Here is a 21853-nt window from a genome sequence, read left to right on the forward strand (position 1 = left end):
CCCTAGGAACACATAATATATAGGGAATGAAGGCATTACATAAATAGACCGAAATATAATGGTCAAAAAAATCAATCGAAGCACAGTTAGCTATTACTACCCTAGCTCAATAATCAAACTAACATATTTTTTCTCAAAATCATCATCCCCTTGGAAAGTGCATTATAAACTGATTTCTTATCGAGTTCCAGAATTTGGCAAACTTCGTCAAAGCTCAAACCATTATAATATTTTAAATAAATAATTTCTTTTTGCCGGGAACTGAGCTTTTTGAAACATTGATTTAAAGCCCTCATTTGCTCCTGACGGGAATCTTCCTCCATAAAGGATGTTTCCAATGTAGCATTAAAATCAATTGAGGAATCTGGTAAAAACCTTCCGATCAAGGAGTGTCTTTTACTATTTCTTTTGAGGACTTTAAACAACTCTTTCCTAAATGCTGCCATTAAATAATACCTAATATTATCAGTGGTTTTTAATTGCCCCCTTTTCTGCCAAATTCTGCAAAAAACCTCTTGCAAGCAGTCATCGATTATGTACTCATCATTTGTAAAACTCTGGCCATATGCCTGCAAATCTTCTATATGATCATTAAAAATCTGGTCAAAAGCCAACCGATCACCTAACTTCATATCAGTCCATAGCTGACGGTCCTCTTTCGGGCAATAGGAAACTTTAATTAAAGGCATAACGAGGTTAAATGGGCTAATTTGCAATTCCATATAAGTTGAAAACACCACTAAAAATCAAGTAAATAAAACAATCCATTGTAATCTACATGATAAAAGAAATTTTCAACAATAATTCGGAAGTTAAACAGATTTCTACAATTAGCAAAAACATCCATGCTATTTCAAGTAGAAAACATTCTAACAAGAAATAAATTACTATATCAATTCAGCAAGTCCATTTATCAAATTCCCATAAAAAAGGCCGAAGAAAAATTTCCTCGGCCTTTAAAATCTTATTAGAGACAAATACTTAGCCCATCGTAATATATTGCATGAATTCAGCTCGCGTTTTTTCGTCTTTATCAAACTTTCCACTGTAAAATGAGGTAACAGTTTTACTGTTTACATCCTTAACCCCTCTAGAAGAAACACACATATGATGCGCATCAATCACTACTGCCACATCCTCGGTCCCTAATATTTCTTTCAGCTCATTACCTATTTGCATGGTCAATCTCTCCTGAACCTGTGGACGCTTAGCAAAATACTGTACTATTCGGTTGATCTTGGACAAACCAATTACATGGCCATTAGAAATATATGCTACATGTGCTTTACCATAAATAGGCACAAAATGATGCTCACAGTGGGAAAAGAAGGTGATATCTTTCTCCACTAACATCTCACTATATTTGTATTTATTTTCAAAAAGTTTCACATCAGGTTTATTTTTTGGGTCTAGTCCACTGAAAACTTCCTGGATAAACATTTTGGCCACTCTCCGCGGGGTTCCACTAAGACTATCATCTGTTAGGTCTAATCCCAGCACATGCATAATCTCCTTGAAATGCTTTTCGATAAGCTCCATTTTTAGTTCATCATCCATTTCAAAAGCATCTTCCCTCAATGGTGTCTCATGGGACGTACCAATATGTTCATCCCCAATTTCATCTATAGACCTATCTATATTAATCCCCGTCGTATTCAACATAATTTCTTTCTGTTTCATATAATCGAACCGTTAGATCGTATTTATCTTCTATTTCTTTCCTTAAAATATTCCAAATAACCACAGCAATGTTTTCTGCAGTTGGGTTAAGTTGTTTAAATTCATCTGCATCGAGGTTTAAATTTTTATGATCAAACTTCTTTAAGATTCTTTCCTTGATCAGATCGCTTAACACTTTCATGTCATATACGTAACCTGTTTCAGGATCGATCTCTCCTACTAATTTAACGACCAATTCATAATTGTGACCATGAAAGCTGGGGTTATTGCACTTACCAAAAACTGATTGATTTTTCTCATCTGACCATTCAGGATTACACAATCTATGTGCCGCATTAAAATGTTCCTTTCGGTAAACCGATACTTTCATATATTACTTTAATCGTTTAAATCTGACTAATACTAATAGGTGATCTACAAATTCCAACATCTCCTATCAGAACATATATTTGCACTATAATGTTTTAACGACCGGAAAAAACTTAGCTCATTTCCATAAACCAAGCTTCTTGAAATCAACCGCTTGTTATATTTTAAGACCGCAAAACTAACCAAATAATATTTCATTTGCACTCCAATCTGTGATTAAGCTTAGTAAAACCCTTCTAATAGTCTGGTTTTGCATAAGATTTCAGGATTAAGAACATCAATAATTGGATTTTCAGTTCATTTTCACAATGATTAGTTTAATTTTGCGTTTTAAACAAGAAAGGATAGCCCCCTGTTTTACAACAAATTACATCACCCATTTACTCGACAAAATAATTTCGAGAAATTAGTACCTATGTTAAAAAAGTCTGGACTTATTCTGGCCCTTTTGATCAGCACAGCCCTGTTTGCTTATAACCCTATCCGGGAGGTCAATATAGCACCTACCATTGCTGTCTCAGGAAATTTGAACCATACCATCCTTCAAAAAATCAAAAAACAGCTTTTGGAAGGAGATTTTGACAGTTCATTATCCGAAGAAGCCTTGAACCACGGTATCTCAGGATACCTGAGCTTGATCCAAGAGGGACTAATAGCACCCAATAAACCTTTGACAATAATTGACTTCAGCCTTCCTTCAACCTCCAAGCGACTTTGGACCATAGACCCTGAAAAAAGCACCATTCTCCACCATACCTATGTAGCTCATGGAAGAAATAGCGGCAATCTAATGGCCACTAAATTCTCCAACACCAACTCCAGCTTTATGAGTAGCTTGGGATTCTACCTTACAGCAGAAACCTATTATGGAAAACATGGCTATTCCCTAAGGCTTGATGGTCTAGAAAAAGGGCTTAATGACAATGCCCGGGATAGAGCCATTGTTATTCATGGTGCTGAATATGCCAACCCTGAATTCATCAAAAAAACGGGCAGGCTGGGAAGAAGCTTGGGATGTCCCGCATTGCCAATGAATGATTTTGAAGACATCATCAATACCATCAAAAATGAAAGCTGCCTATTCATATATGCACCACAGAAGAGCTACCTTAGTAATAGTCAGTTATTGGCAAAAGCCAAGCCCTAAGGATTCATTTTCAATCTTTAATCCCTTCCCAAAATTCACTTACTGAAAAGTGTCTTAGCAATCTCCTCATCCCGGTTATAAATATCCTTTCTGATATAATCCCTACCATTTTCATCAGTCCAGAAAGTAAGGTACAAAATCACTACAGGTATTTTTTTCTTTAACATTACCGTGGTCTCTTCACCCGCATGCATGGCATCGTTTATCTTTTCCATATCCCACATAGGATCATCTTGCAGGATTATTTTAGCAAATTCAGCAGGCTTGTGAATTCTGATACAGCCATGGCTGAACGCCCTAATATCTTTATCGAAAAGTGATTTAGTAGGGGTATCATGTATATAAACATTGAATTTATTGGGAAAGATAAACTTTACCAGACCTAATGAATTATGAGCCCCAGGGGATTGCCTGATCATATAAGGGAAATTCTTTGCTGAAACCTTAGTCCAATCCAAACTGACAGGATCTATTTCTTTTCCAGAATAGGTCAGTATTTTCATATGGTTTCTACTTAAATAGTCTGGGTCTTTTTTGATTTTTGGAATCATTTCCCCCCTGACAATTGAGGAAGGCACTGTCCATGTTGGACTAAAAACTATATAAGACATTTCTCCATTAAAGACAGGAGTAGACCGGTATTGTTTACCTACAATCACCTTAGAGCTAAAAAGGGTATCCAAGCCATTTTCGCGAACATAATCCAGCTGATAATTAGCAATATTAGTGATGATAAACTCATCCTTAATCACGGTATCTGGCAACCATCGAAGCCTTTCCAGATTAACGGCTATCCGCTTGATCATATCTTCAGGAGTCTCGTTTAGAGCATGTATAGTTTCAGGACCGATTACACCATCTGGGTTAAGACCAAAACGTTTCTGCATCTTCTGAATTTCCTTCATCAATGCCGAGTCATATAATTCATTCTCCCCCCCCTCATCTTCGGTCATTTCCGCTCCACTTAATCTTGATCGTATTTCGGAGATTAGTCGGTTGCTGTCCCCTACTTTTAGAAGTTTTTTATAGGCCAATTTTTGAGGCTTTTCCTTTTGGGAATCTACCATTTCGTAATAAGACCTCAAGCTTTTTCTGATATTGGCATATACCTTATAATCTGGCCAAAACCTTCTAATACTTTGCCCTACAGAGTCATCTTCAATTGCTTTCTCCAGCACTTCTTCAAACTTCACCTTAATACTTTTAGCCTGAATTTGCCAATCTGTTTTAACGGCCTCTTGTGGAGTCTTCCCTTTATATAGGTCAGTCGCCAGCTTCAGATAACTTTCAGAAAAAATTAAATCTATATAAGCCAATTGCAAGGCATTTTCACCCATTTTCTCTGTTTCGAAATTCTGAATAACGTGATCAATTTGCTCCAGATAGTAATCCTCTGGTTCTAATCCATCATACCTAGATTTCCTTACCTGGTCCCTTAAAGCCAAAGTTTGGCTGCTAAGCCTACCTTCCTTTGTCCAAGCCTCTTTAAATCCCCTATCCGAATAAAATTTTATTAATAAATCATATTGACTAAAATCTACTTTAGAATCATGAGACAGATCTCCAAGACTGCTTGCTTCCAAAATATTCCTGATTTCTGAGGAAATTCCAAGACCAGTGGACTGTGCTTGTAAAGAATTGATTGTGCTAAAAAAGAAAATGGCAAAAACAAAAATAACCTTATTCATAGAAAACGATTTAACAGTCTGAATATAAAAATAATGCAATTAAAAAAGCCGGATTAACCGGCTTTTTTAATTGCATTATTGAACTTCAAAATCTACATATTTCTGACCAAGATCCCAGCTTTCTTTAAGCATAGCCAAGAAATCCGCCATCCTATGCAAAGGAATCATATTTGGACCATCACTTAATGCTTTGGCCGGTTCAGGGTGTGTTTCTATAAAAAATCCATCCACACCAGTTGCAGCAGCAGCCCTAGCCAAAAAAGGAGCAAATTCCCTCTGGCCTCCACTGGAACCACCTTGACCACCCGGCTGCTGTACAGAATGGGTAATATCAAAAACAACCGGGGCAAACTGCCTCATGGTAGGCAATGATCTCATGTCCACCACCAAATTATGATAGCCCATGGTAAAACCTCTCTCAGTAAGACATACGTTATCATTGCCTGTTGATCTCACCTTAGTGACAGCATACTGCATATCCTCTGGCGCCATAAACTGTCCTCTTTTGATCTTAATGGCCTTGCCTGTTTGACCAGCCGCTAAAAGTAGGTCTGTCTGTCTGCACAAGAATGCTGGGATCTGAAGTACATCGGCTACTTCAGCCACCTCTTTTGCCTGATAACTTTCGTGAATATCAGTCACCAAAGGTACGCCCAATTCCTTACCTACCCTCTGTAATACTTCCAGAGACTTGTCCATACCGATCCCACGAAATGAACCGGATGAAGTCCTATTCGCTTTATCAAAAGAAGCCTTGAAAACATAAGAAAACCCGTTCTTTTCTGCTTCTGCCTTTACGGTACTGCCAATTTCCATGCAGATATCAAAACTTTCCACCGCACAAGGCCCTGAAAACAATACTGGCTTATCTTTTCCCAAAACCACTTGATCAGTGATTTTCATAACCTGATTAAATACTTGCATGATTTTATTTTTCTAACAATTCTTTTATAATCTTTTTTAGGAGCCCTTTAGAACTCAAAATCAAATCACCAACTTCACGGAAAACACCTTTTCCGCCAGCAAGGGAAGATACCATGTCCACCTCTTCCTTAACATATGGCAAGGCATCCAATGGCGCAACGGACAATCCCACTTTGGTCAAGATAGGCAAGTCAATCAGGTCATCACCGATGTAGGCGACTTCTGATAATTTCAAATTAAATTCCTCTAAAACCTCATTCAATTTCTCTCCTTTATCCCTTATCCCGTGGTGGTGAAAGTCAAAACCTAGCTCCTTGCATCTGCTTCTAACTACCGGAGAATTACGGCCTGTAATGGCGCCTATCATCACCCCATGCTTCTGCAAAACTTTCACAATCAATCCATCCTTTACGTTGAACTTTTTCAACTCCAGATAATGGTCATCATATATCACCCCCCCATCTGTCAAAACCCCATCCACATCTGTGATAAGCAATTTGATTTTGGAAGCCTTTTCATAAATTTCTTCAGGAATATCCTTCAAGTAATTCTTCATAATCAATTATTTTTTTTCCATTGAATGGAATACAAATCCAGCCTTCTCTGCTCAAGGTTTCTAACACTGCCCACTTTTCTCAATTTGGTCAACAAGTCCAAATCAACATCAGCCACAATGGTAGTTTCAGTATTAAGTGAAGCTTCCGCTACTACTGCATCATGCGGAAATGAGAAATCTGATGGTGAATAAATAGCGGCTTGGGAATGTTGAATATCCATATTTTCCACTCTTGGCAAATTCCCTACGGAACCCGTAATAGCCACATAACACTCATTTTCCACCGCTCTGGCCTTGGCGCAAGTACTCACGCGAAGGTAGGCATTTTTGGTATCAGTCCAGAAAGGGACAAATAGAATATCCATCTCTTGTTCTGCCAGAATTCTTCCCAATTCAGGAAATTCCACATCATAGCAAATCAAGATCCCAATCCTACCAGCGTCCGTATCAAAAACACGAATACCATTACCTCCTTGAAGGCCCCAATAAGATTGCTCATCCGGAGTAATATGAAGCTTGTATTGCTTATCCGTGGTGCCGTCCCTGCGGCAGAGATAGCTCACATTCCTCAACCTTTTGCCATCATATTCTGGCATACTACCCGCAATGATGTTCACATTATACGATAAAGCAAGATCCTGCATTCTCACAACCACTTCCTCAGTATAATCCGCTAGGTTCCTAATTGCTTCAGAGGCATCCATATCATTAAAGTCTGCCAGCAAAGGTGCGTTGAAAAATTCCGGCAGCAAACAAAAATCTGACTTGTAGCCCGATACGGTGTCGACAAAAAACTCAACCTGTTGCATCAAATCATCCACATCACTGAAACGGCGCATTTTCCATTGGACCAAACCTAATCTTACTATGGATTTTTGGTTACCAATCAGCTTTTCTTCTTTTTCATAGTAGATATTATTCCACTCTAATAAAGTCGCATAGGCCCTGGACTCTTTATCTTCTGGGAGGTACTTGGTAATCACCTTCCTAACATGAAATTCATTGGCCAGCTGAAATGACAGAACCTGATCGTATATTTCCTTGTTTTTGACTAGTTCAATATATTTCCTTGGTGTGATTTTATCTGCATAATTCTTATACCCAGGAATCCTTCCCCCAGCAATAATGGATCTCAAATTCAGGTTCTCACAAAGCTCCTTACGGGCATCGTATAGCCTCCTTCCCAATCTCAACCCGCGGTATTCCTTATCAACAAACACATCGGTACCATAGAGCGTATCACCATTTTCCAGGTCATGGGTATCGAACTTCCCATTACCAGTGATTTCATCAAAGGTATGGTTGTCCCCAAATTTAGAATACTCTACCACCAAACTTAAGGCTACAGCAACCACCTTTCCATTGTCCTCAATACAAATCTGCCCCTCAGGGAATGCCTTGATTTGATTTTTAAACTCTTGCTTGGTATAGGTCATTTCCTTTTCCTTATAAATCGAGATCATGATATCTCGGATATTCTCAAAATCGGAAAGGATGACATTTCGGAGTTTTAGCCGGTGTTCCAGCTCTTCTTTCTGCTTGCTCATGCTTTAATTAGCTCTATGATCACACAAATATGGTAAACAAAATCAGTGTTCTGATTTCCTAAGCAAAAATAATTCCTTTAGCTCACAACTGGTTTCACAATATAAATATTATTATTTTGTACCATACAAGTGTTTTCAAATCTCATTTACCCAACAAAGCATGGAAGAACTTTTACAGGATGTAAAAAAGGACGGACTTGGTGCCTTTTTGGAAAAGCTGAACGAATTCCTAGAATATGTGATCATCACCCTGGGCGAATCCAAACTGACCATAGGAGGAATTATTGCCATAGCAGTTTCCATTTTTATTTTACTCATCGTGACAGAATGGATCCGGAAATTCATAGTCAATAAATTACTTGTTCGGTACAATATGAATATAGGTACCCGACAATCGGTAGGGACAATCATACGTTATGTTCTATTGATTTCGGGCTTTGTCATCATTGTCCAGAATTCAGGCATAGACCTCAGCGCATTGGGAATACTTGCCGGTGCACTGGGTGTAGGTATCGGTTTTGGGCTACAAAACATCACCAATAATTTCATCAGTGGACTGATCATCCTTTTTGAACAGCCTATCAAAGTAGGTGATAGAATAGAAGTAGCTGACGTAAATGGCGATGTTATTAAAATATCGGCCAGATCTACCATGGTCGTCACTAATGATAATATTTCCGTCATCGTTCCCAATAGCCAATTCATAGATAGTCCCGTGATCAACTGGTCGCATAATGACCGAAATATTCGTTTTAATTTCCCTGTGGGTGTTTCCTATAAGGAAGACCCTCAAAAGGTAAAAACTATTTTGATGGAGGTCGCTACCAATAACGAGGGAGTACTTACCAAGCCTAGCCCTGATGTTTTATTTACAGATTACGGAGATAACAGCATCAATTTTAACTTAAGGGTTTGGACTTCAGATTACATCAACCGACCCAACGTATTAAAGAGTCAACTTTACTACGAAATATTTAGAAGATTCAATGAAGAGGGAATAGAGATTCCATTCCCACAGAGAGACCTACATTTAAAGTCCGGATTTGAAAAGCTTGAAAATTAGTTGTTTATTTACATAAATAAGTAGGATTAACGCAAAGTGAAGTATTTGAAACACAAGTTTTTCCCCACTGAACAATTTATTTTGGATGAAGCGTTTACTTTTCATATTTTTTATCCTATCCCTTTCATGGGAAAGCTATGCCCAAAGTTTTTACCGCTTTAGGTTTGAGGAAGCATGGTCTGTAGGAATGGGAGGAGGAGTCACCCAGTATTTCGGTGAACTGTATTCCCTTTGGAAATATGAAGAAGGCATACAACCAGATTTTAATTTTTCGGCCAATGTGCGAAGAACCATTGGTACAAAAACCCGACTAAGACTAGAAGGGTCTTTTATCCAAATGTCTGGCCAAGATCCGCCTGCTGACCCCAGAAGTTTAAGAACTCCCAGAAACCTACACTTTAGGGCAAGAAACTTTGAAACAGCCTTTCTGTTTGAATACCATTATAAACCAGTCAAGCTCAACAACATTACCCGTCACTTTCTCAACTGGTACATCTTTGCAGGAGTAGGCGCCAGCACCAACACCCCAAAAGCACAGCTTGATGGTGAATGGGTCAGTTTGCGTCCCTTGGCACTGGAAGGCAAAGAATATCCTGGAGTAATTGTCGTTTTCCCTATGGGACTGGGGATGAAATATAAGCTCAACGTATACACGGACTTATTTTTAGAAGGAAATTACAGGTTCACTTTGACGGATTATATGGACGATATAAGTGCGTTTAATATCAAGGATTTCTATCTGGACTTGCTGGAAAGCTACGGAGACTTCGGTGAAGGCCCCATGCCTGAAAGGTTGAGATTGGCTGTCAGAAACCCTGACTGGCTGGACGACAATGGCTTGCCCAATGTAGAAAAGATCAGAAATGGGACCTATTTCGACAAGCACGGAAATTTCCAGCACCGGATCAGAAGAGGAAGTGGACTTACTCACCGATATGACGGATATTTCACCCTTAATATTGGTGTAGAAATCTATTTCTCTCAAGATATCTGGGAAAACTGGCTTAGGAGAGGTCGAACACGACAACGTGGCTGGAGATTCTGGTAATATTAAGATATTTGACTAAAGACATTAGACAAAAGATAAAGAGAGAATCAAGTTCCATGATCCTCTCTTCTTCCTTCAAACCTCCCACTCCACACCACAATCTTCCAATTTCCTCAACAGATATCTAGTTCACTACACCACTTACTACACAAATACAAAGGCATATCCCATTTATTTTTTTAATTTTGCAAGCAATCCTATTCTAAGTAACAATTTTGCTAAAAATGGCTGAATATAATTTTCAAGAAATAGAAAAAAAATGGCAAGATAAATGGGAAGTATCCCAAATCTTCAATGCCAAAGTTGACCCACAAAAACCGAAATTTTACAGTTTGGACATGTTTCCTTATCCTTCAGGAGCGGGACTACATGTAGGCCACCCACTGGGATATATCGCCTCTGATATAGTTACCCGATTTAAAAGACTGCAGGGCTATAATGTACTGCATCCAATGGGTTATGATTCCTTTGGATTGCCAGCTGAGCAATATGCCATCCAAACTGGTCAACACCCAGCCATTACTACTGAGGAAAACATCAAAAGATACACCGAACAGCTTAAAAACATCGGCTTTGCTTTTGACTGGGACAAGGAAGTAAGAACTTCAGACCCTAATTACTATAAATGGACTCAGTGGATTTTCATGCAACTGTTCAACAGTTACTATGACAAAACTGCCAATAAGGCCAAAGATATCAGTGAGTTGATCAAAGCCTTCGAAGCAGAAGGAAATGCCAAGGTCAATGTGGCAAGTGATGAAGATGTCGAAATCTTTTCTGCAGAAGACTGGAACAGCTATTCAGAAAAGCAGCAGCAAGAAATACTTTTACAATACAGATTAACCTATCTGGCAGAAACCACCGTAAACTGGTGTGCTGCCCTTGGCACTGTACTTTCTAACGACGAAGTGAAAGATGGTTTCTCAGAAAGAGGAGGCCATCCTGTGGAGAGAAAGAAGATGATGCAATGGAGCATGCGCATTACTGCCTATGCTGAGCGTCTTCTTAATGACTTGGACAAGGTAGACTGGCATGAGCCTATCAAGGAAATGCAACGTAACTGGATAGGTCGTTCCATTGGTGCGGAAATGGTCTTCCAAGTAAAAGGATCAGATAAAAAGATCAAGGTATTTACCACAAGAATAGATACCATTTACGGTGTGACCTATCTTGCTTTGGCTCCAGAAAGTGAATTGGCAGCAGAGCTGATCACAGAAGACCAAAGGGCAGAAGCAGAAGCCTATATTGAAGTAGCCAAAAACCGTTCTGAAAGGGACCGAATGAGTGATGTCAAAACCATCTCTGGAGCTTTCACTGGTAGCTACGCCATCAACCCTTTCAATGGGGAAGAAATTCCTGTTTGGGTAGCCGACTATGTTTTGGCTGGCTATGGAACAGGTGCTGTAATGGCAGTTCCTGCCCATGACGACAGGGATTACAGATTTGCCAAGCACTTTGGAATGGAAATTCGCCAAGTACTCGAAGGTAATACTGAAGAAATTCCTTTCGACGGGTGGGGTGCCACCGCGATGAATTCTGATATCATCAATGGATTACCGATGAGGGAAGCCATGAATAAAGCCATTGAATTCCTTGAAGAAAATAAAATCGGTAAAGGTAAAATCCAATACCGTATGCGTGATGCCATCTTCACCAGACAGCGCTATTGGGGGGAACCTCTTCCTGTCTACTTCAAAGATGACATCCCTTATTTAGTAGAAGAAAAAGACCTTCCAATTGTGCTTCCTGAAGTGGACAAATATTTACCTACTGAAGATGGAGCTCCTCCATTGGGACGTGCAAAGGATTGGACCTATAAAACCAATGATGGAGAATACCCTCTTGAATTGAGCACTATGCCAGGCTGGGCAGGATCATCATGGTACTTCCTAAGGTATATGGACTCCAAAAACAATGATGAATTTGTAAGCAAGGAAGCCCAAAACTATTGGGAGGCAGTAGACCTTTATATTGGTGGAGCTGAGCATGCCACAGGACATTTGCTTTACAGCCGATTCTGGACCAAATTCCTTTATGACCGTGGATTGATCAATATAGTTGAGCCTTTCAAAAAGATGATCAACCAAGGTATGATCCAAGGAAGATCAAACTTTGTTTACAGAGTCAAAGGAACTAACAAGTTTGTCAGTCATGGACTTAGAAATGACTATGACACAGCAGCTATGCATGTGGATGTAAATATCGTCTACAACGACCATCTGGATCTTGAAAAATTCAAAGCGTGGAGACCTGACCTGGCGGATGCAGAGTTTATCCTTGAAGACGGCAAATACATCTGCGGTGCCGAGGTGGAAAAAATGTCCAAGTCCAAATACAATGTGGTCAACCCAGATGATATCATCAATAGATATGGAGCAGACACATTAAGATTATATGAAATGTTCTTGGGGCCATTGGAGCAATTCAAGCCATGGAACACCAACGGTATAGATGGAGTCTCCAAATTCCTTAAGAAGGTTTGGAGACTATTCCATGACAAGAATGGAAATTTCGAAGTTTCGGATGCTGCACCAAAAAAGGATGAATTAAAAGCGCTGCACAAAACCATCAAAAAAGTGGAAGAGGACATGAACAATTACTCATTCAACACCTCGGTTTCAGGCTTCATGATCTGTGTGAATGAACTAAGCGCTATGAAATGTAATAAGCGTGAAATTCTAGAGCCATTGGCCATAATCCTTTCTCCATTTGCACCTCATATTGCAGAAGAATTATGGTCATTATTGGGACATGAAAACTCTGTGGTTGAAGCTAGTTTCCCTAAATACAATGAAGAATATCTAGCTGAAAACGCACATGAATATCCTGTTTCCATCAATGGTAAAATGAGAGCTAAACTTCCTCTTTCTTTAAGCTTGAGCAAAGAAGAAATCGAAAAAGCTGCTTTAGAAGATGCCAATGTTGCCAAATGGCTGGACGGAAAATCTCCTAAGAAAGTCATCGTAGTACCTGGAAAAATCGTCAACATTGTCGTTTAAGCAATAGTAAACCATACAATTAAAGGTTAGCCCTCATTAAGGAGCTAACCTTTTTTATTTTTTACACATTATTCCTCCCCTTATCTAACCCACAAAACATCAAGGCATTACAACAATCCAATTAATTCATTTTATCCTTATCAAAAGCAACAAAAAACCACTTATTTTGCTTTTTATGAGGAAGAATCATCCAAATTTATATCTTTGCTTAAAAGCAACACATAACACATGGAAATCTCTAACAACAAAGTAGTAGGACTAACATACGAACTAAAAGTAAGCAAAGCGGATGAGGAGTCGGCTCCTTTCAGTGTAGAGGTGAGGGATCAGGAAGACCCTTTCTATTTTATATTTGGGAATAGTGGTTTACCGGAAAAATTTGAATCATACCTTGTTGATAAAAATGAAGGAGATCACTTTAACTTTGTCTTAGAGGTAAATGAAGCTTATGGTAAAGCTGATGATGAATTGATCGTGGATATTGCCAAAGCCCAATTGACAGAAGAAAGAGGCTTTAAGCCTGAAATGCTCCAAGAAGGCAACTTCCTCCCACTTATAGATGAAGATGGTTATCCTATGCAGGCAAAAGTGCTCAAAGACCTTGGTGAGGATTTACTATTAGACTTTAACCATCCTCTGGTTGATTTCAAACTGCATTTTGATGGGGAAGTACTGGAAGTGCGCGAGGCTTCACCTGAGGAATTGGCGCATGGACATGTCCATGGAGAGCATGGGCATCAGCATTGATTTAGAATTAAGACATAAGATATTAAGAAGCTAGACAATAAACTAAAAAAGCTGGTCCGGATTATAAATCTTGACCAGCTTTTTTAGTTTCTATTATTTTTCAAATCGAATCAGCTTCATTTTATCATATCCCAATTTGATCTTATCACCCTCCTGATATTTTCGTGCAGTATCCTCTACTTTCCATTGCACATCTTTGCCTTCCAAGCTTACAGTCAATAAATTATAATGAATAAGGTATTGCTGCTTTTGTACCCTCGCTGTAAAGCCTTCATTATCGTCTATCAACAAATCTGAAGGCCTAATGAAAGTTTTTTTCTCACCGGGAATTCTATTCAAGTTACCAAAAAGCTTAGCAACATATTCATTGATAGGTTTCCTAAAAATATCCCTAACATTACCCTGCTGGATCAGTTTTCCCTTCTGAATAATCATCAATTCCTCACTCATCATCAAGGCATCATCCACATCATGGGTCACAAAGATGACGGTCACATCCAGTTCTTCAAAAATCACCTTCAACTCCTCTATCAACTCACGTTTTTGAATAGCATCCAAGCTGCTAAATGGCTCATCCAAAAGTAGGACTTCTGGCTCTATACTCAAGGCCCTACCAATGGCCACTTTCTGCTGCTGCCCGCCTGAAAGCTGCCTAGGCTTCTTATCCCTATGTTCTTTCAGGGAAAGTAAATCAAGCAATTCCTCCACCCGTTGCCGCTGATAATCCTTATTGTACAACAATAAAGGTCTTGCTATATTTTCTTCCACAGAGGAATTGGGATACAATTTATATTCCTGATGAATCAATTGGATTTCATCATATCCAGGGACCAACTTTTCTTTAGGGTTCAGGATTTTCTGACCTCCCAAATGAACCACACCGGAGTTTTGAACTTCCAAACCAGCAATAATCCTCAATAAAGAGCTCTTTCCGGAACCACTTTCCCCTACCATGGAAACTACGCCTCCCTTATGCACCTGCAGGCTAAACTCCTGCAAAGCAATATTCTGTTCATCATATTGCTTGGTTACTTGACTTACTTTAAGAAAACTCATTCGGAAATTTCGTTTTGGAGCTTTTTGGGAAGACCTCTAAATATCAAATCATAAGAATGATCAGCCAATTCCAAAATCAAAGGATCAGGCACATCCCCTTTACAAGAGACAGTGTTCCAATGCTTCTTATTCATATGATAACCAGGAACAATCCCCCTATACTGTTCCCTCAATTCCACTGCTCGCTCGGGATCACATTTGAGATTGACACTTTCAAACAGTGTAATATCTGTAATGGCAAATATCTTACCCCCTACTTTAAAACAAAGCGTATCAGGGTTGAAAGGAGTGTCTTCAGTTACTCCTGGTTTTGCCAAGCAATAATCTCTAAAAAAAACAATGTCCATAAGCGGCAGTATTGGAACCTATATAAACCTTTTGACAATCCAGAAGATCAATGCAGCCAAAAATATCAAAATGGAAATCCTATTTATCCCGTGCATCATGCGCAGGTTTAAATTGCTTTTCTGATTAGGGTCGGTCTTCTTGAAAACCCTTATGAAGTAGTTACCTACTTCTCCTAATTGAAAAAACTCTTTTAATTTATTATCGGCCATACGTCTCAAATATTAATTCTCCTTTTTAACAATCACTCAACAGCTTCTGGTTCAACCCACTGACCATCTTCCCTAATAATATTGATGAGCTCATCAACTGCTTTTTCTGAAGGAACGGAACGCTTCACCACTTCCTTGCCTTTATATAGGGTTATTTTTCCTTTGCCAGATCCTACATAACCATAATCAGCATCAGCCATTTCTCCTGGACCGTTTACAATACAGCCCATAATACCTATTTTCACTCCTTTAAGATGGTCTGTACGCTTTCTGATCATCGCAGTAGTTTCCTGTAGATCAAAAAGGGTTCTTCCACAAGAAGGGCAAGAAATATATTCTGTCTTGGACATCCTGGTTCTAGCTGCCTGAAGTACCCCAAAGCTTACAGAATTATGCAGTTTTACGGTAGCCAACAATTCTTTTCGATCATCAAGATGCTTTTCACCTAAACCCAACATCACACCATCACCCAAGCCATCTATCAATAATCCACCCACATCAGTAGCTGCATATAACATGGTTTGATCAGCATTCTGATCTTGGTAATCTGCCTCAGTCACCACTGGCAGCTCAACCCCTGCATTAATTAAAGCTATATAAGCCCTTCTTAGTGCTGGCATATTATGTTCATTATCACTGTGGAGAATGATCACCACATCCTCGCGACCATCCAAAGCCAGAATAGCTTTCTCCACTTCAACATCCTTAATCCTAAGGAAATTTAGTTCCTGATGATATTCCGTTGCATCGAGAAATTCTTCCAGGGAATAAGATGGAAACTTATTCTCATGATCTTCAAGTTCCTTCCAAGTCGGCCAATCAACAATTTCTTTAAGTCCATTAGGCAGCATAAAGGAAATCGGCTGCTTGCCTGAATACACAAAGTCACAGCCCACATCATTCATCTTCCATTTGTCCAGCTCTGGAAGATAAAAATGCCCCGTTTTCTTCAGCTCCTTCGGGGTTATATTTTCTATTGTGGAAATATCCGTGATTACCCTTGGCACATTATGCCCTCCAAAGTTATATACCTCAAGCGTATGCCTCTTCGTATATTCAAATGGATCTAATGGATATTTATCTATATCCTTAATTTCAGTATGACCTTCGCGCTTAGTGTATCGATCTATCAATTCCCTAGCTACGGGCGCTTCAAATTCAGGGTCTTCTGTCAATGAAACCCTTACAGTATCCCCTAAACCATCTTCCAGTAAGGTTCCAATACCAACAGCCGATTTAACACGGCCATCTTCTCCATCTCCTGCTTCTGTAACGCCCAAATGTAGAGGATAGGGTTTAAACCCACCTTCATCCAGCTTTTGTACCAGTAAGCGGTAAGCCTGAACCATCACTTGGGTATTGGAAGATTTCATTGAAATGACAATCTCATGGTAATTTTCCTCCTCACAAATTCTAAGAAACTCTAGAGCAGATTCTACCATCCCAAGTGGTGTGTCTCCGTAACGGCTCATGATTCGGTCTGAAAGGGAACCGTGATTGGTACCAATCCTCATGGCCGTACCATGTTCCTTACAGATTTTCACCAATGGCAAAAACCTTTCGCGGATACGCTCAAGTTCTTCCCGATAACTCTCATCTGTATACTCAATTACCTCAAACTTCTTTTTATCGGCATAGTTACCTGGATTGATCCTTACTTTTTCTACTATCCTGGCTGCTACCTCGGCAGCATTAGGCGTAAAATGAATATCAGCAACCAATGGCACATAGTAACCACGTTTGGCCAGACCTTCTTTGATGTTTTTCAGGTTTTCAGCCTCCTTTATGCTAGGCGCTGTAATACGAATCAGCTCACAGCCACTCTCGATCATACGGATACACTCTTCAATGGAGCCTTCTGTATCCATAGTATCCTTAGTGGTCATGGACTGCACCACAATTGGATTATCTCCCCCCACCACAACATCACCGATTTTTACCGGGATAGTCTTCCTTCTGGAATACTGGGTAAGGCTATTACAATAATTGATATTTGATAAGGTTTCTTTGACTTCCATCATTTCCTATTTTTACAGGTCCCCGAGTTGAGGCCTGATCACTATCTCTTCAACAACAGATTGGGGAGAAAGGTTATATGCTGCCCAAACTGATTCAGCCACATCACTGGCTTTCATAAATCTTTCTGCGGGAATATCCACACCATCCCAACTGGCAGTGAGGGTGGCTCCAGGCATTACCGATGTCACCTTGATCCCATGGGGAAGCAGTTCCTGACGTAGGCACTTGGTCATTCCAAGCATGGCCCACTTCGATATGGCATAACTCCCTCCATTGGCATAAGCAGTCAATCCTGCAATAGAGCCCATAGAGAATATATGCCCTGACTTTCTTTCTATCATAGCGCCTGTAAATTCTCTGACCAAATAATAGGCGCTATACAGATTGGTCTGCATCATCAATTCAAAATTACCATCAGGTTCATCATGGATGGCCCCAGGCAAAAACACCCCCGTGTTATTGATCAGCACATCTGGAATAAACTTTTCCTTCACGGCAGTGGCCAATGAAAGTACTCCTTCCTTCTGAGAAAGATCGGCTACTTGAGTATAAAGATTAATGGTTGGAAATTCCCCTGCAATATCCTTTTGCAGCTGATCTAGATCGTTTTGGTGCCTGGAACAGGTAAAAATATCAAAACCTTCTTGGGCAAACCTTCTAATAATCTCTCTACCAATGCCTTTGGTTCCTCCTGTCACTAAAATGCTTTGGGGCATAATATGGTAATTTATAATTTATTTGCTTTCTAAATAGTTAGTATAACAACTATTTACCGTTCACAAAGTTACATTTTTTTAAAAGAATCACATGGTGTTTTTGGATGGTTTTGGTTTAATAGAAATTTAAGTGCATAAACTCCATTTACAAATTATGTCTTAGTGTAGGCATCCCCACTGCTGGGGCTTATTTGGATCATATTGCACCAAGTAGGTTATTTAAGGAACTTGAATATGAGGAATATAATTTTCAACACCTTTGCCCCAAATGCCACAGCCAAAAGACAGCACTAGAAGCAAGGATTGATGATAAGGATGAATGGTTAAAGGAATTTACTGATGATAGGTTAAAGTTTATTTGTGAAGGTGGGAAAAGGCTGGAATTGATTAAATTTCTTTAGGAATACTAAGGTCAAGTACCACTCCATGATACCTTTGTTCTGGCACAAAAACAGAACCTAAAACTAAGTATTCAACATTTTCTACGCTTTTATACTTCACATTAAATCTAAACCTATAATTTGCTTCCACTGCAAAATCTGACCTCAATACTCTATTCTTTTTAAAACACTGAAGCTCAGAAAAATAAATGGAATCAACATCTGATTCTGAAGAAAATTCAAAAACAATATCTTTTGCAACATTTTTCTCAAACCAAAACACTAAATTAATAGTTCTTTGTGTTATTACTCTTCTGTTAACCTCAGATTCTCTGGTATCCACCATAAGAACTGGTCTTAAATTCTCTTTATGCCTCGCAACTTCTATCCTAGTTAAAGAATGTTGTTCCTTAAATGTCAAAATCAAAAATATAGCAGTTAGGGTTGCTACTAAAACCATTGCCCAATCTGAAACAGTGCCCCATATATCTGGGCTGAATGGCTGGACAAGCCAAATAAAAACACCAAAGCCGATACCACAAATTAACATTAAGTACCAGTATTTATTAAAAAATCGTCCTAACTTCTTCATTGAATGAATTTACTTATTAAACCCTAACATTAGAAAAATCAGCCCCACTCCATAGTTCAATTTGGGCTTTTTCAATATCACTGAAACTTGCATAGGATAACTTGGCACTTTTGAAATTATTTACTATCAGCATAATTAATCGACTTGTCATAAATGACATTAGTGTAAGCAAATACATATATTCATCATTAATTGATTTTTCTATTCTATAAATTGAATTGTATTGCCTATCACTTATATACTCTGCATGGGTATAATTTGAAAAGATACTCCACATATCATCACCTCTTACATTATTCAAACCGCTTCTTTTAAACAGTTCTTCAGTGTTAAAAAGCTTGGGTTTTGATGGTTTTAAATACCACTTTTGATCCCTAATCTTAGCACATTTATAAGTATCATATTCAATGATTCTATTCTGACATTCTTCAACTTCCTCTAATATCTTCTTCCTTTTTTCCTCTCCTTTCTTTGTATTAGCTCTCATATTTGCTTGCTTCTGCAATCCATGAAGTTTATAAATTTCATACCTAAAATTAAGTTCATCTTCTTCTACATCATCAAAAAATAAATAGTGCATAATAAGGAAAGATTCAAATTGCATCCTTATTATATTTTTTATAGAAAACACGTCACCTATTTTACAATCCTTTGAAATAAGCTTAAACTCATTCCCCTTCATTAAGGTAATTATACTTTGATTAGCCAACCCAAATCTAAAAAATTTACCCTCAATTTCTCTTTGATGATATTTTGGTTTCTCTCCCCCATCATATAAGCTTTGGGTAACTTTAAAAAGTAAATTTGTCAGCGTATTAAAAAAATCAATCTTTGCCTCAACGTCTTTTTGGTCTTCAGCCTTTTTTAAATCAAGAAGAAATAACAATCTGGAATTATCCATAAACAATTTGCTTTGATAAATCTCCAATATAAGCAAAAGTTGTGTATCAAATTCATTCTAATACTTTGATACACCTAGTAAATAAGTTAATTAAAAATTTATTTTTGACATATTTTTTGAGACACCAAACAATATAAAACACTTATTTACAATTAATTACAACGTAAAAAATGGTTGTACAACAACTATTTACCGTTCACAAAGTCACATTTTCTAGGAAAATCACTATTAACCTGATTTTGATTTGACAATTATCCCAGAACAGTTTACCATTATTCAAATTCACATAGAAGGATTAAGGACGGCTTGGATAAGCGCTAACTTGACCCGTAACACCTTTAAAAAAAAGCATGAAATGGGGAAGCAACCGGAATATTAGCAAAGCTTATTGCACCCAATACCTTCCCGCAAAACACCCTGCCCTTTGGCTGTAATTTAGAAGCATGTAAATAAAACAATCAATTGAGTTGTATTTTAAACTAACAATATATTTGGTTGTATTTATAAAAACAACTATATTAGTTGTATGAAAAACAGAGAGCTTGTACTAATCGGAGATGTGATCAAGTCACGCAAAAAATTTGACCCTGAAGAATGGCGCTATTTTCATGACACCACTGAGCAAATCAATGAAAAATTTAAGCTATATTTTAAAATCCCTTTGACCATTTACTCAGGAGATAGCTTTGGAGGTGTTTGTATGGACATTGGATCTGCTGTTAAGATTATTCTGGCCATCCAAGAATATCAAAGGCACCAAAAGTCGAGAACCGTCCTGATAGAAGACGAGATTGCTTTCGGCATGAACGAAAAGAACTTCTTATCTCTAGAAGGCCCAGCACTTTGGAGGGGTCAAGAGCAAATAGAGCTGCTAAAAAAAAGAACAGCCCTCTTCTCTGCTGATCTTAAAGATCACCTAATGACCGCGACTATCAACACTATCCTCAACTTAATATTGGCCATAAGAGATGAATGGAAAGCAATTGAATGGGAAATATACCGCCACCGGGAAACAGACCTTACACAAAAGGACCTAGCGGAAAAAACTGGGGTATCCCAACAATACATCTCCAAGCTCACTAAAAGCTCGAAGCTAGAACTGGTTCTTGAAGCTGAAAAAAACCTAAACACTATTTTAGATGGAATTCTTCACAAACAACATTGACATCGTCCCAAACCTGACCAAAGCCGGGATCATTATAATAGGGTATATTGTGACATTTTTCTTTACAAACTTCCTCATAAAAAAAATAGTGCTAAAGAACAAAAAAGACACTGACATAGACAGGGACGGGAAAATAGACGAAACTGATAAGAAAATCATCAGAGATGGTTATATCATCGGAAAATGCGAAAACATCATCATACTAACCTTTGTGCTTGCAGGGGAGATCACAGGGCTTGCTTTGATATTTGCGGCTAAAAACCTAGCAAGGCAAAAAGCCATCAATGACAATGCCGGCTTTTTCCTGGCCGGAACAATGGTAAATTTCACAACCTCCTTGGCTCTAGGTTTTTGCATAAAGTTTGCCTTGACATTTATCCCGTAAAAAACCTATTGCCTGAAACTTGGTTACTTTTTCTGTTCTTTTTGTTCTGCGCTTGCGAATTTAAGAAAATCGCTATTATCTGATTCATTCATTTCCTTTACCAAGGTATCACAAAAAGGCCCTTTCCATTGTTGACATAGGCAAAAACATTTTACCAGAATCTGGAAGATGAATAAAGCCATATGTTTTGTTGTCGTTGCCACTATAAGTGTACGTAAATTTTCCGTACATAAAAGTTCCCAATCATTTACAACTTTAATCATTCTAATATTATGCCCTAAATTTCGTAAATTATAACAGTTACATTTTAAACT

22 protein-coding genes are annotated in these 21853 nt (G+C 38.5%); 8 read left to right on the forward strand and 14 right to left on the reverse strand.

What is annotated here, in order from left to right; all coding sequences use genetic code 11:
• Positions 1 to 113: 113 nt before the first annotated feature.
• From KMW37_RS03260 to KMW37_RS03270, 3 genes are all read right to left on the reverse strand, one after another.
• On the reverse strand, positions 114 to 689 hold the full coding sequence (locus KMW37_RS03260; RefSeq protein WP_215223149.1) for an RNA polymerase sigma factor: 576 nt from the start codon (positions 687 to 689) through the stop codon (positions 114 to 116).
• Positions 690 to 981: 292 nt separating this feature from the next.
• Positions 982 to 1680, reverse strand: a complete 699-nt coding sequence (folE, locus tag KMW37_RS03265) for a GTP cyclohydrolase I FolE (RefSeq protein WP_215223150.1) — start codon at positions 1678 to 1680, stop codon at positions 982 to 984.
• Positions 1640 to 2050: a 6-pyruvoyl trahydropterin synthase family protein gene (locus KMW37_RS03270; protein WP_215223151.1), complete on the reverse strand. Its 411-nt coding sequence runs from the start codon at positions 2048 to 2050 to the stop codon at positions 1640 to 1642. The genes folE and KMW37_RS03270 overlap by 41 nt, the downstream gene beginning before the upstream one ends.
• Before the next feature lie 414 nt (positions 2051 to 2464).
• Between KMW37_RS03270 and KMW37_RS03275 the strand changes: the two genes are divergently transcribed.
• Positions 2465 to 3196, forward strand: a complete 732-nt coding sequence (locus KMW37_RS03275; protein ID WP_215223152.1) for a murein L,D-transpeptidase catalytic domain family protein — start codon at positions 2465 to 2467, stop codon at positions 3194 to 3196.
• A gap of 35 nt (positions 3197 to 3231) precedes the next feature.
• Here the strand turns inward: KMW37_RS03275 and KMW37_RS03280 are convergent, their stop codons facing one another.
• The 4 genes from KMW37_RS03280 to KMW37_RS03295 form a co-directional block, all read right to left on the reverse strand.
• Positions 3232 to 4884, reverse strand: coding sequence for a L,D-transpeptidase family protein (locus KMW37_RS03280; protein WP_215223153.1), 1653 nt, complete (start codon positions 4882 to 4884; stop codon positions 3232 to 3234).
• Positions 4885 to 4959: 75 nt separating this feature from the next.
• The gene (gene kdsA / locus KMW37_RS03285) at positions 4960 to 5808 is read right to left on the reverse strand and encodes a 3-deoxy-8-phosphooctulonate synthase (protein ID WP_215223154.1); all 849 of its coding nucleotides are present in this window, start codon (positions 5806 to 5808) and stop codon (positions 4960 to 4962) included.
• A 4-nt stretch (positions 5809 to 5812) separates the two neighbouring features.
• Complete coding sequence (locus KMW37_RS03290; RefSeq protein ID WP_215223155.1) at positions 5813 to 6364, reverse strand: KdsC family phosphatase; 552 nt, start codon at positions 6362 to 6364, stop codon at positions 5813 to 5815.
• 2 nt (positions 6365 to 6366) lie between these two features.
• The gene (locus KMW37_RS03295) at positions 6367 to 7911 is read right to left on the reverse strand and encodes a bifunctional GNAT family N-acetyltransferase/carbon-nitrogen hydrolase family protein (protein WP_215223156.1); all 1545 of its coding nucleotides are present in this window, start codon (positions 7909 to 7911) and stop codon (positions 6367 to 6369) included.
• A gap of 160 nt (positions 7912 to 8071) precedes the next feature.
• Here KMW37_RS03295 and KMW37_RS03300 point away from each other — a divergent pair, with 160 nt between their 5' ends.
• The 4 genes from KMW37_RS03300 to KMW37_RS03315 all read left to right on the forward strand — a co-directional run bounded on the left by KMW37_RS03300 (position 8072) and on the right by KMW37_RS03315 (position 13768).
• Positions 8072 to 8974: a mechanosensitive ion channel family protein gene (locus tag KMW37_RS03300; RefSeq protein WP_215223157.1), complete on the forward strand. Its 903-nt coding sequence runs from the start codon at positions 8072 to 8074 to the stop codon at positions 8972 to 8974.
• Between the two features lie 85 nt (positions 8975 to 9059).
• Entirely contained in the window at positions 9060 to 10022 is a 963-nt protein-coding gene (locus KMW37_RS03305) for a hypothetical protein (RefSeq protein WP_215223158.1), read from the forward strand.
• A 224-nt stretch (positions 10023 to 10246) separates the two neighbouring features.
• The gene (gene leuS, locus KMW37_RS03310; RefSeq protein WP_215223159.1) at positions 10247 to 13021 is read left to right on the forward strand and encodes a leucine--tRNA ligase; all 2775 of its coding nucleotides are present in this window, start codon (positions 10247 to 10249) and stop codon (positions 13019 to 13021) included.
• Positions 13022 to 13249: 228 nt separating this feature from the next.
• Positions 13250 to 13768: an FKBP-type peptidyl-prolyl cis-trans isomerase gene (locus KMW37_RS03315; RefSeq protein ID WP_215223160.1), complete on the forward strand. Its 519-nt coding sequence runs from the start codon at positions 13250 to 13252 to the stop codon at positions 13766 to 13768.
• Positions 13769 to 13861: 93 nt separating this feature from the next.
• Here the strand turns inward: KMW37_RS03315 and KMW37_RS03320 are convergent, their stop codons facing one another.
• Genes KMW37_RS03320 through KMW37_RS03335 form a run of 5 tightly spaced genes read right to left on the reverse strand, consistent with a single transcriptional unit; the run spans position 13862 to position 18116 of the window.
• The gene (locus tag KMW37_RS03320) at positions 13862 to 14824 is read right to left on the reverse strand and encodes an ABC transporter ATP-binding protein (RefSeq protein WP_215223161.1); all 963 of its coding nucleotides are present in this window, start codon (positions 14822 to 14824) and stop codon (positions 13862 to 13864) included.
• Entirely contained in the window at positions 14821 to 15171 is a 351-nt protein-coding gene (locus KMW37_RS03325) for an MmcQ/YjbR family DNA-binding protein (RefSeq protein ID WP_215223162.1), read from the reverse strand. The genes KMW37_RS03320 and KMW37_RS03325 overlap by 4 nt, the downstream gene beginning before the upstream one ends.
• A gap of 18 nt (positions 15172 to 15189) precedes the next feature.
• On the reverse strand, positions 15190 to 15381 hold the full coding sequence (locus tag KMW37_RS22395; RefSeq protein ID WP_246581308.1) for a DUF6728 family protein: 192 nt from the start codon (positions 15379 to 15381) through the stop codon (positions 15190 to 15192).
• A 32-nt stretch (positions 15382 to 15413) separates the two neighbouring features.
• Complete coding sequence (gene ispG / locus KMW37_RS03330) at positions 15414 to 17399, reverse strand: (E)-4-hydroxy-3-methylbut-2-enyl-diphosphate synthase (RefSeq protein ID WP_215223425.1); 1986 nt, start codon at positions 17397 to 17399, stop codon at positions 15414 to 15416.
• A 12-nt stretch (positions 17400 to 17411) separates the two neighbouring features.
• Positions 17412 to 18116: an SDR family oxidoreductase gene (locus KMW37_RS03335; protein WP_215223163.1), complete on the reverse strand. Its 705-nt coding sequence runs from the start codon at positions 18114 to 18116 to the stop codon at positions 17412 to 17414.
• Between the two features lie 170 nt (positions 18117 to 18286).
• Here KMW37_RS03335 and KMW37_RS22640 point away from each other — a divergent pair, with 170 nt between their 5' ends.
• On the forward strand, positions 18287 to 18517 hold the full coding sequence (locus KMW37_RS22640; protein WP_394369592.1) for an HNH endonuclease: 231 nt from the start codon (positions 18287 to 18289) through the stop codon (positions 18515 to 18517).
• On the opposite strand, the gene KMW37_RS03345 is transcribed toward KMW37_RS22640, so the two are convergent.
• Positions 18504 to 19088 carry a hypothetical protein gene (locus KMW37_RS03345; RefSeq protein ID WP_215223165.1) on the reverse strand — a complete coding sequence of 195 codons (585 nt, stop codon included), beginning with the start codon at positions 19086 to 19088 and terminating at the stop codon, positions 18504 to 18506. The genes KMW37_RS22640 and KMW37_RS03345 overlap by 14 nt on opposite strands.
• Positions 19089 to 19104: 16 nt before the next feature.
• Positions 19105 to 19989, reverse strand: a complete 885-nt coding sequence (locus KMW37_RS03350; protein WP_215223166.1) for a DUF5677 domain-containing protein — start codon at positions 19987 to 19989, stop codon at positions 19105 to 19107.
• Positions 19990 to 20515: 526 nt separating this feature from the next.
• Between KMW37_RS03350 and KMW37_RS03355 the strand changes: the two genes are divergently transcribed.
• On the forward strand, positions 20516 to 21154 hold the full coding sequence (locus KMW37_RS03355; protein ID WP_215223167.1) for a SatD family protein: 639 nt from the start codon (positions 20516 to 20518) through the stop codon (positions 21152 to 21154).
• Positions 21129 to 21539, forward strand: coding sequence for a hypothetical protein (locus tag KMW37_RS03360; RefSeq protein WP_215223168.1), 411 nt, complete (start codon positions 21129 to 21131; stop codon positions 21537 to 21539). The genes KMW37_RS03355 and KMW37_RS03360 overlap by 26 nt, the downstream gene beginning before the upstream one ends.
• The last annotated feature ends 314 nt before the right edge of the window (positions 21540 to 21853 follow it).

This window comes from Echinicola shivajiensis (genome assembly GCF_018642165.1).
In the GTDB taxonomy this organism is placed as follows: domain Bacteria; phylum Bacteroidota; class Bacteroidia; order Cytophagales; family Cyclobacteriaceae; genus Echinicola; species Echinicola shivajiensis.

What these genes read in the sequence shown, in the direction of transcription:
- folE (WP_215223150.1), bottom strand. Translation starts at nt 1,680, where the DNA reads ATGAAACAGAAAGAAATTATGTTGAATACGACGGGGATTAATATAGAT.
- KMW37_RS03350 (WP_215223166.1), bottom strand. Translation starts at nt 19,989, where the DNA reads ATGGATAATTCCAGATTGTTATTTCTTCTTGATTTAAAAAAGGCTGAA.
- KMW37_RS03295 (WP_215223156.1), bottom strand. Translation starts at nt 7,911, where the DNA reads ATGAGCAAGCAGAAAGAAGAGCTGGAACACCGGCTAAAACTCCGAAAT.
- KMW37_RS03290 (WP_215223155.1), bottom strand. Translation starts at nt 6,364, where the DNA reads ATGAAGAATTACTTGAAGGATATTCCTGAAGAAATTTATGAAAAGGCT.
- KMW37_RS03360 (WP_215223168.1), top strand. Translation starts at nt 21,129, where the DNA reads ATGGAATTCTTCACAAACAACATTGACATCGTCCCAAACCTGACCAAA.
- KMW37_RS03280 (WP_215223153.1), bottom strand. Translation starts at nt 4,884, where the DNA reads ATGAATAAGGTTATTTTTGTTTTTGCCATTTTCTTTTTTAGCACAATC.
- KMW37_RS03260 (WP_215223149.1), bottom strand. Translation starts at nt 689, where the DNA reads ATGCCTTTAATTAAAGTTTCCTATTGCCCGAAAGAGGACCGTCAGCTA.
- KMW37_RS03270 (WP_215223151.1), bottom strand. Translation starts at nt 2,050, where the DNA reads ATGAAAGTATCGGTTTACCGAAAGGAACATTTTAATGCGGCACATAGA.
- KMW37_RS03325 (WP_215223162.1), bottom strand. Translation starts at nt 15,171, where the DNA reads ATGGACATTGTTTTTTTTAGAGATTATTGCTTGGCAAAACCAGGAGTA.
- KMW37_RS03335 (WP_215223163.1), bottom strand. Translation starts at nt 18,116, where the DNA reads ATGCCCCAAAGCATTTTAGTGACAGGAGGAACCAAAGGCATTGGTAGA.
- KMW37_RS03345 (WP_215223165.1), bottom strand. Translation starts at nt 19,088, where the DNA reads ATGAAGAAGTTAGGACGATTTTTTAATAAATACTGGTACTTAATGTTA.
- KMW37_RS03275 (WP_215223152.1), top strand. Translation starts at nt 2,465, where the DNA reads ATGTTAAAAAAGTCTGGACTTATTCTGGCCCTTTTGATCAGCACAGCC.
- KMW37_RS03320 (WP_215223161.1), bottom strand. Translation starts at nt 14,824, where the DNA reads ATGAGTTTTCTTAAAGTAAGTCAAGTAACCAAGCAATATGATGAACAG.
- KMW37_RS03305 (WP_215223158.1), top strand. Translation starts at nt 9,060, where the DNA reads ATGAAGCGTTTACTTTTCATATTTTTTATCCTATCCCTTTCATGGGAA.
- KMW37_RS03300 (WP_215223157.1), top strand. Translation starts at nt 8,072, where the DNA reads ATGGAAGAACTTTTACAGGATGTAAAAAAGGACGGACTTGGTGCCTTT.
- leuS (WP_215223159.1), top strand. Translation starts at nt 10,247, where the DNA reads ATGGCTGAATATAATTTTCAAGAAATAGAAAAAAAATGGCAAGATAAA.
- kdsA (WP_215223154.1), bottom strand. Translation starts at nt 5,808, where the DNA reads ATGCAAGTATTTAATCAGGTTATGAAAATCACTGATCAAGTGGTTTTG.
- ispG (WP_215223425.1), bottom strand. Translation starts at nt 17,399, where the DNA reads ATGGAAGTCAAAGAAACCTTATCAAATATCAATTATTGTAATAGCCTT.
- KMW37_RS03315 (WP_215223160.1), top strand. Translation starts at nt 13,250, where the DNA reads ATGGAAATCTCTAACAACAAAGTAGTAGGACTAACATACGAACTAAAA.
- KMW37_RS22395 (WP_246581308.1), bottom strand. Translation starts at nt 15,381, where the DNA reads ATGGCCGATAATAAATTAAAAGAGTTTTTTCAATTAGGAGAAGTAGGT.
- KMW37_RS03355 (WP_215223167.1), top strand. Translation starts at nt 20,516, where the DNA reads ATGAAAAACAGAGAGCTTGTACTAATCGGAGATGTGATCAAGTCACGC.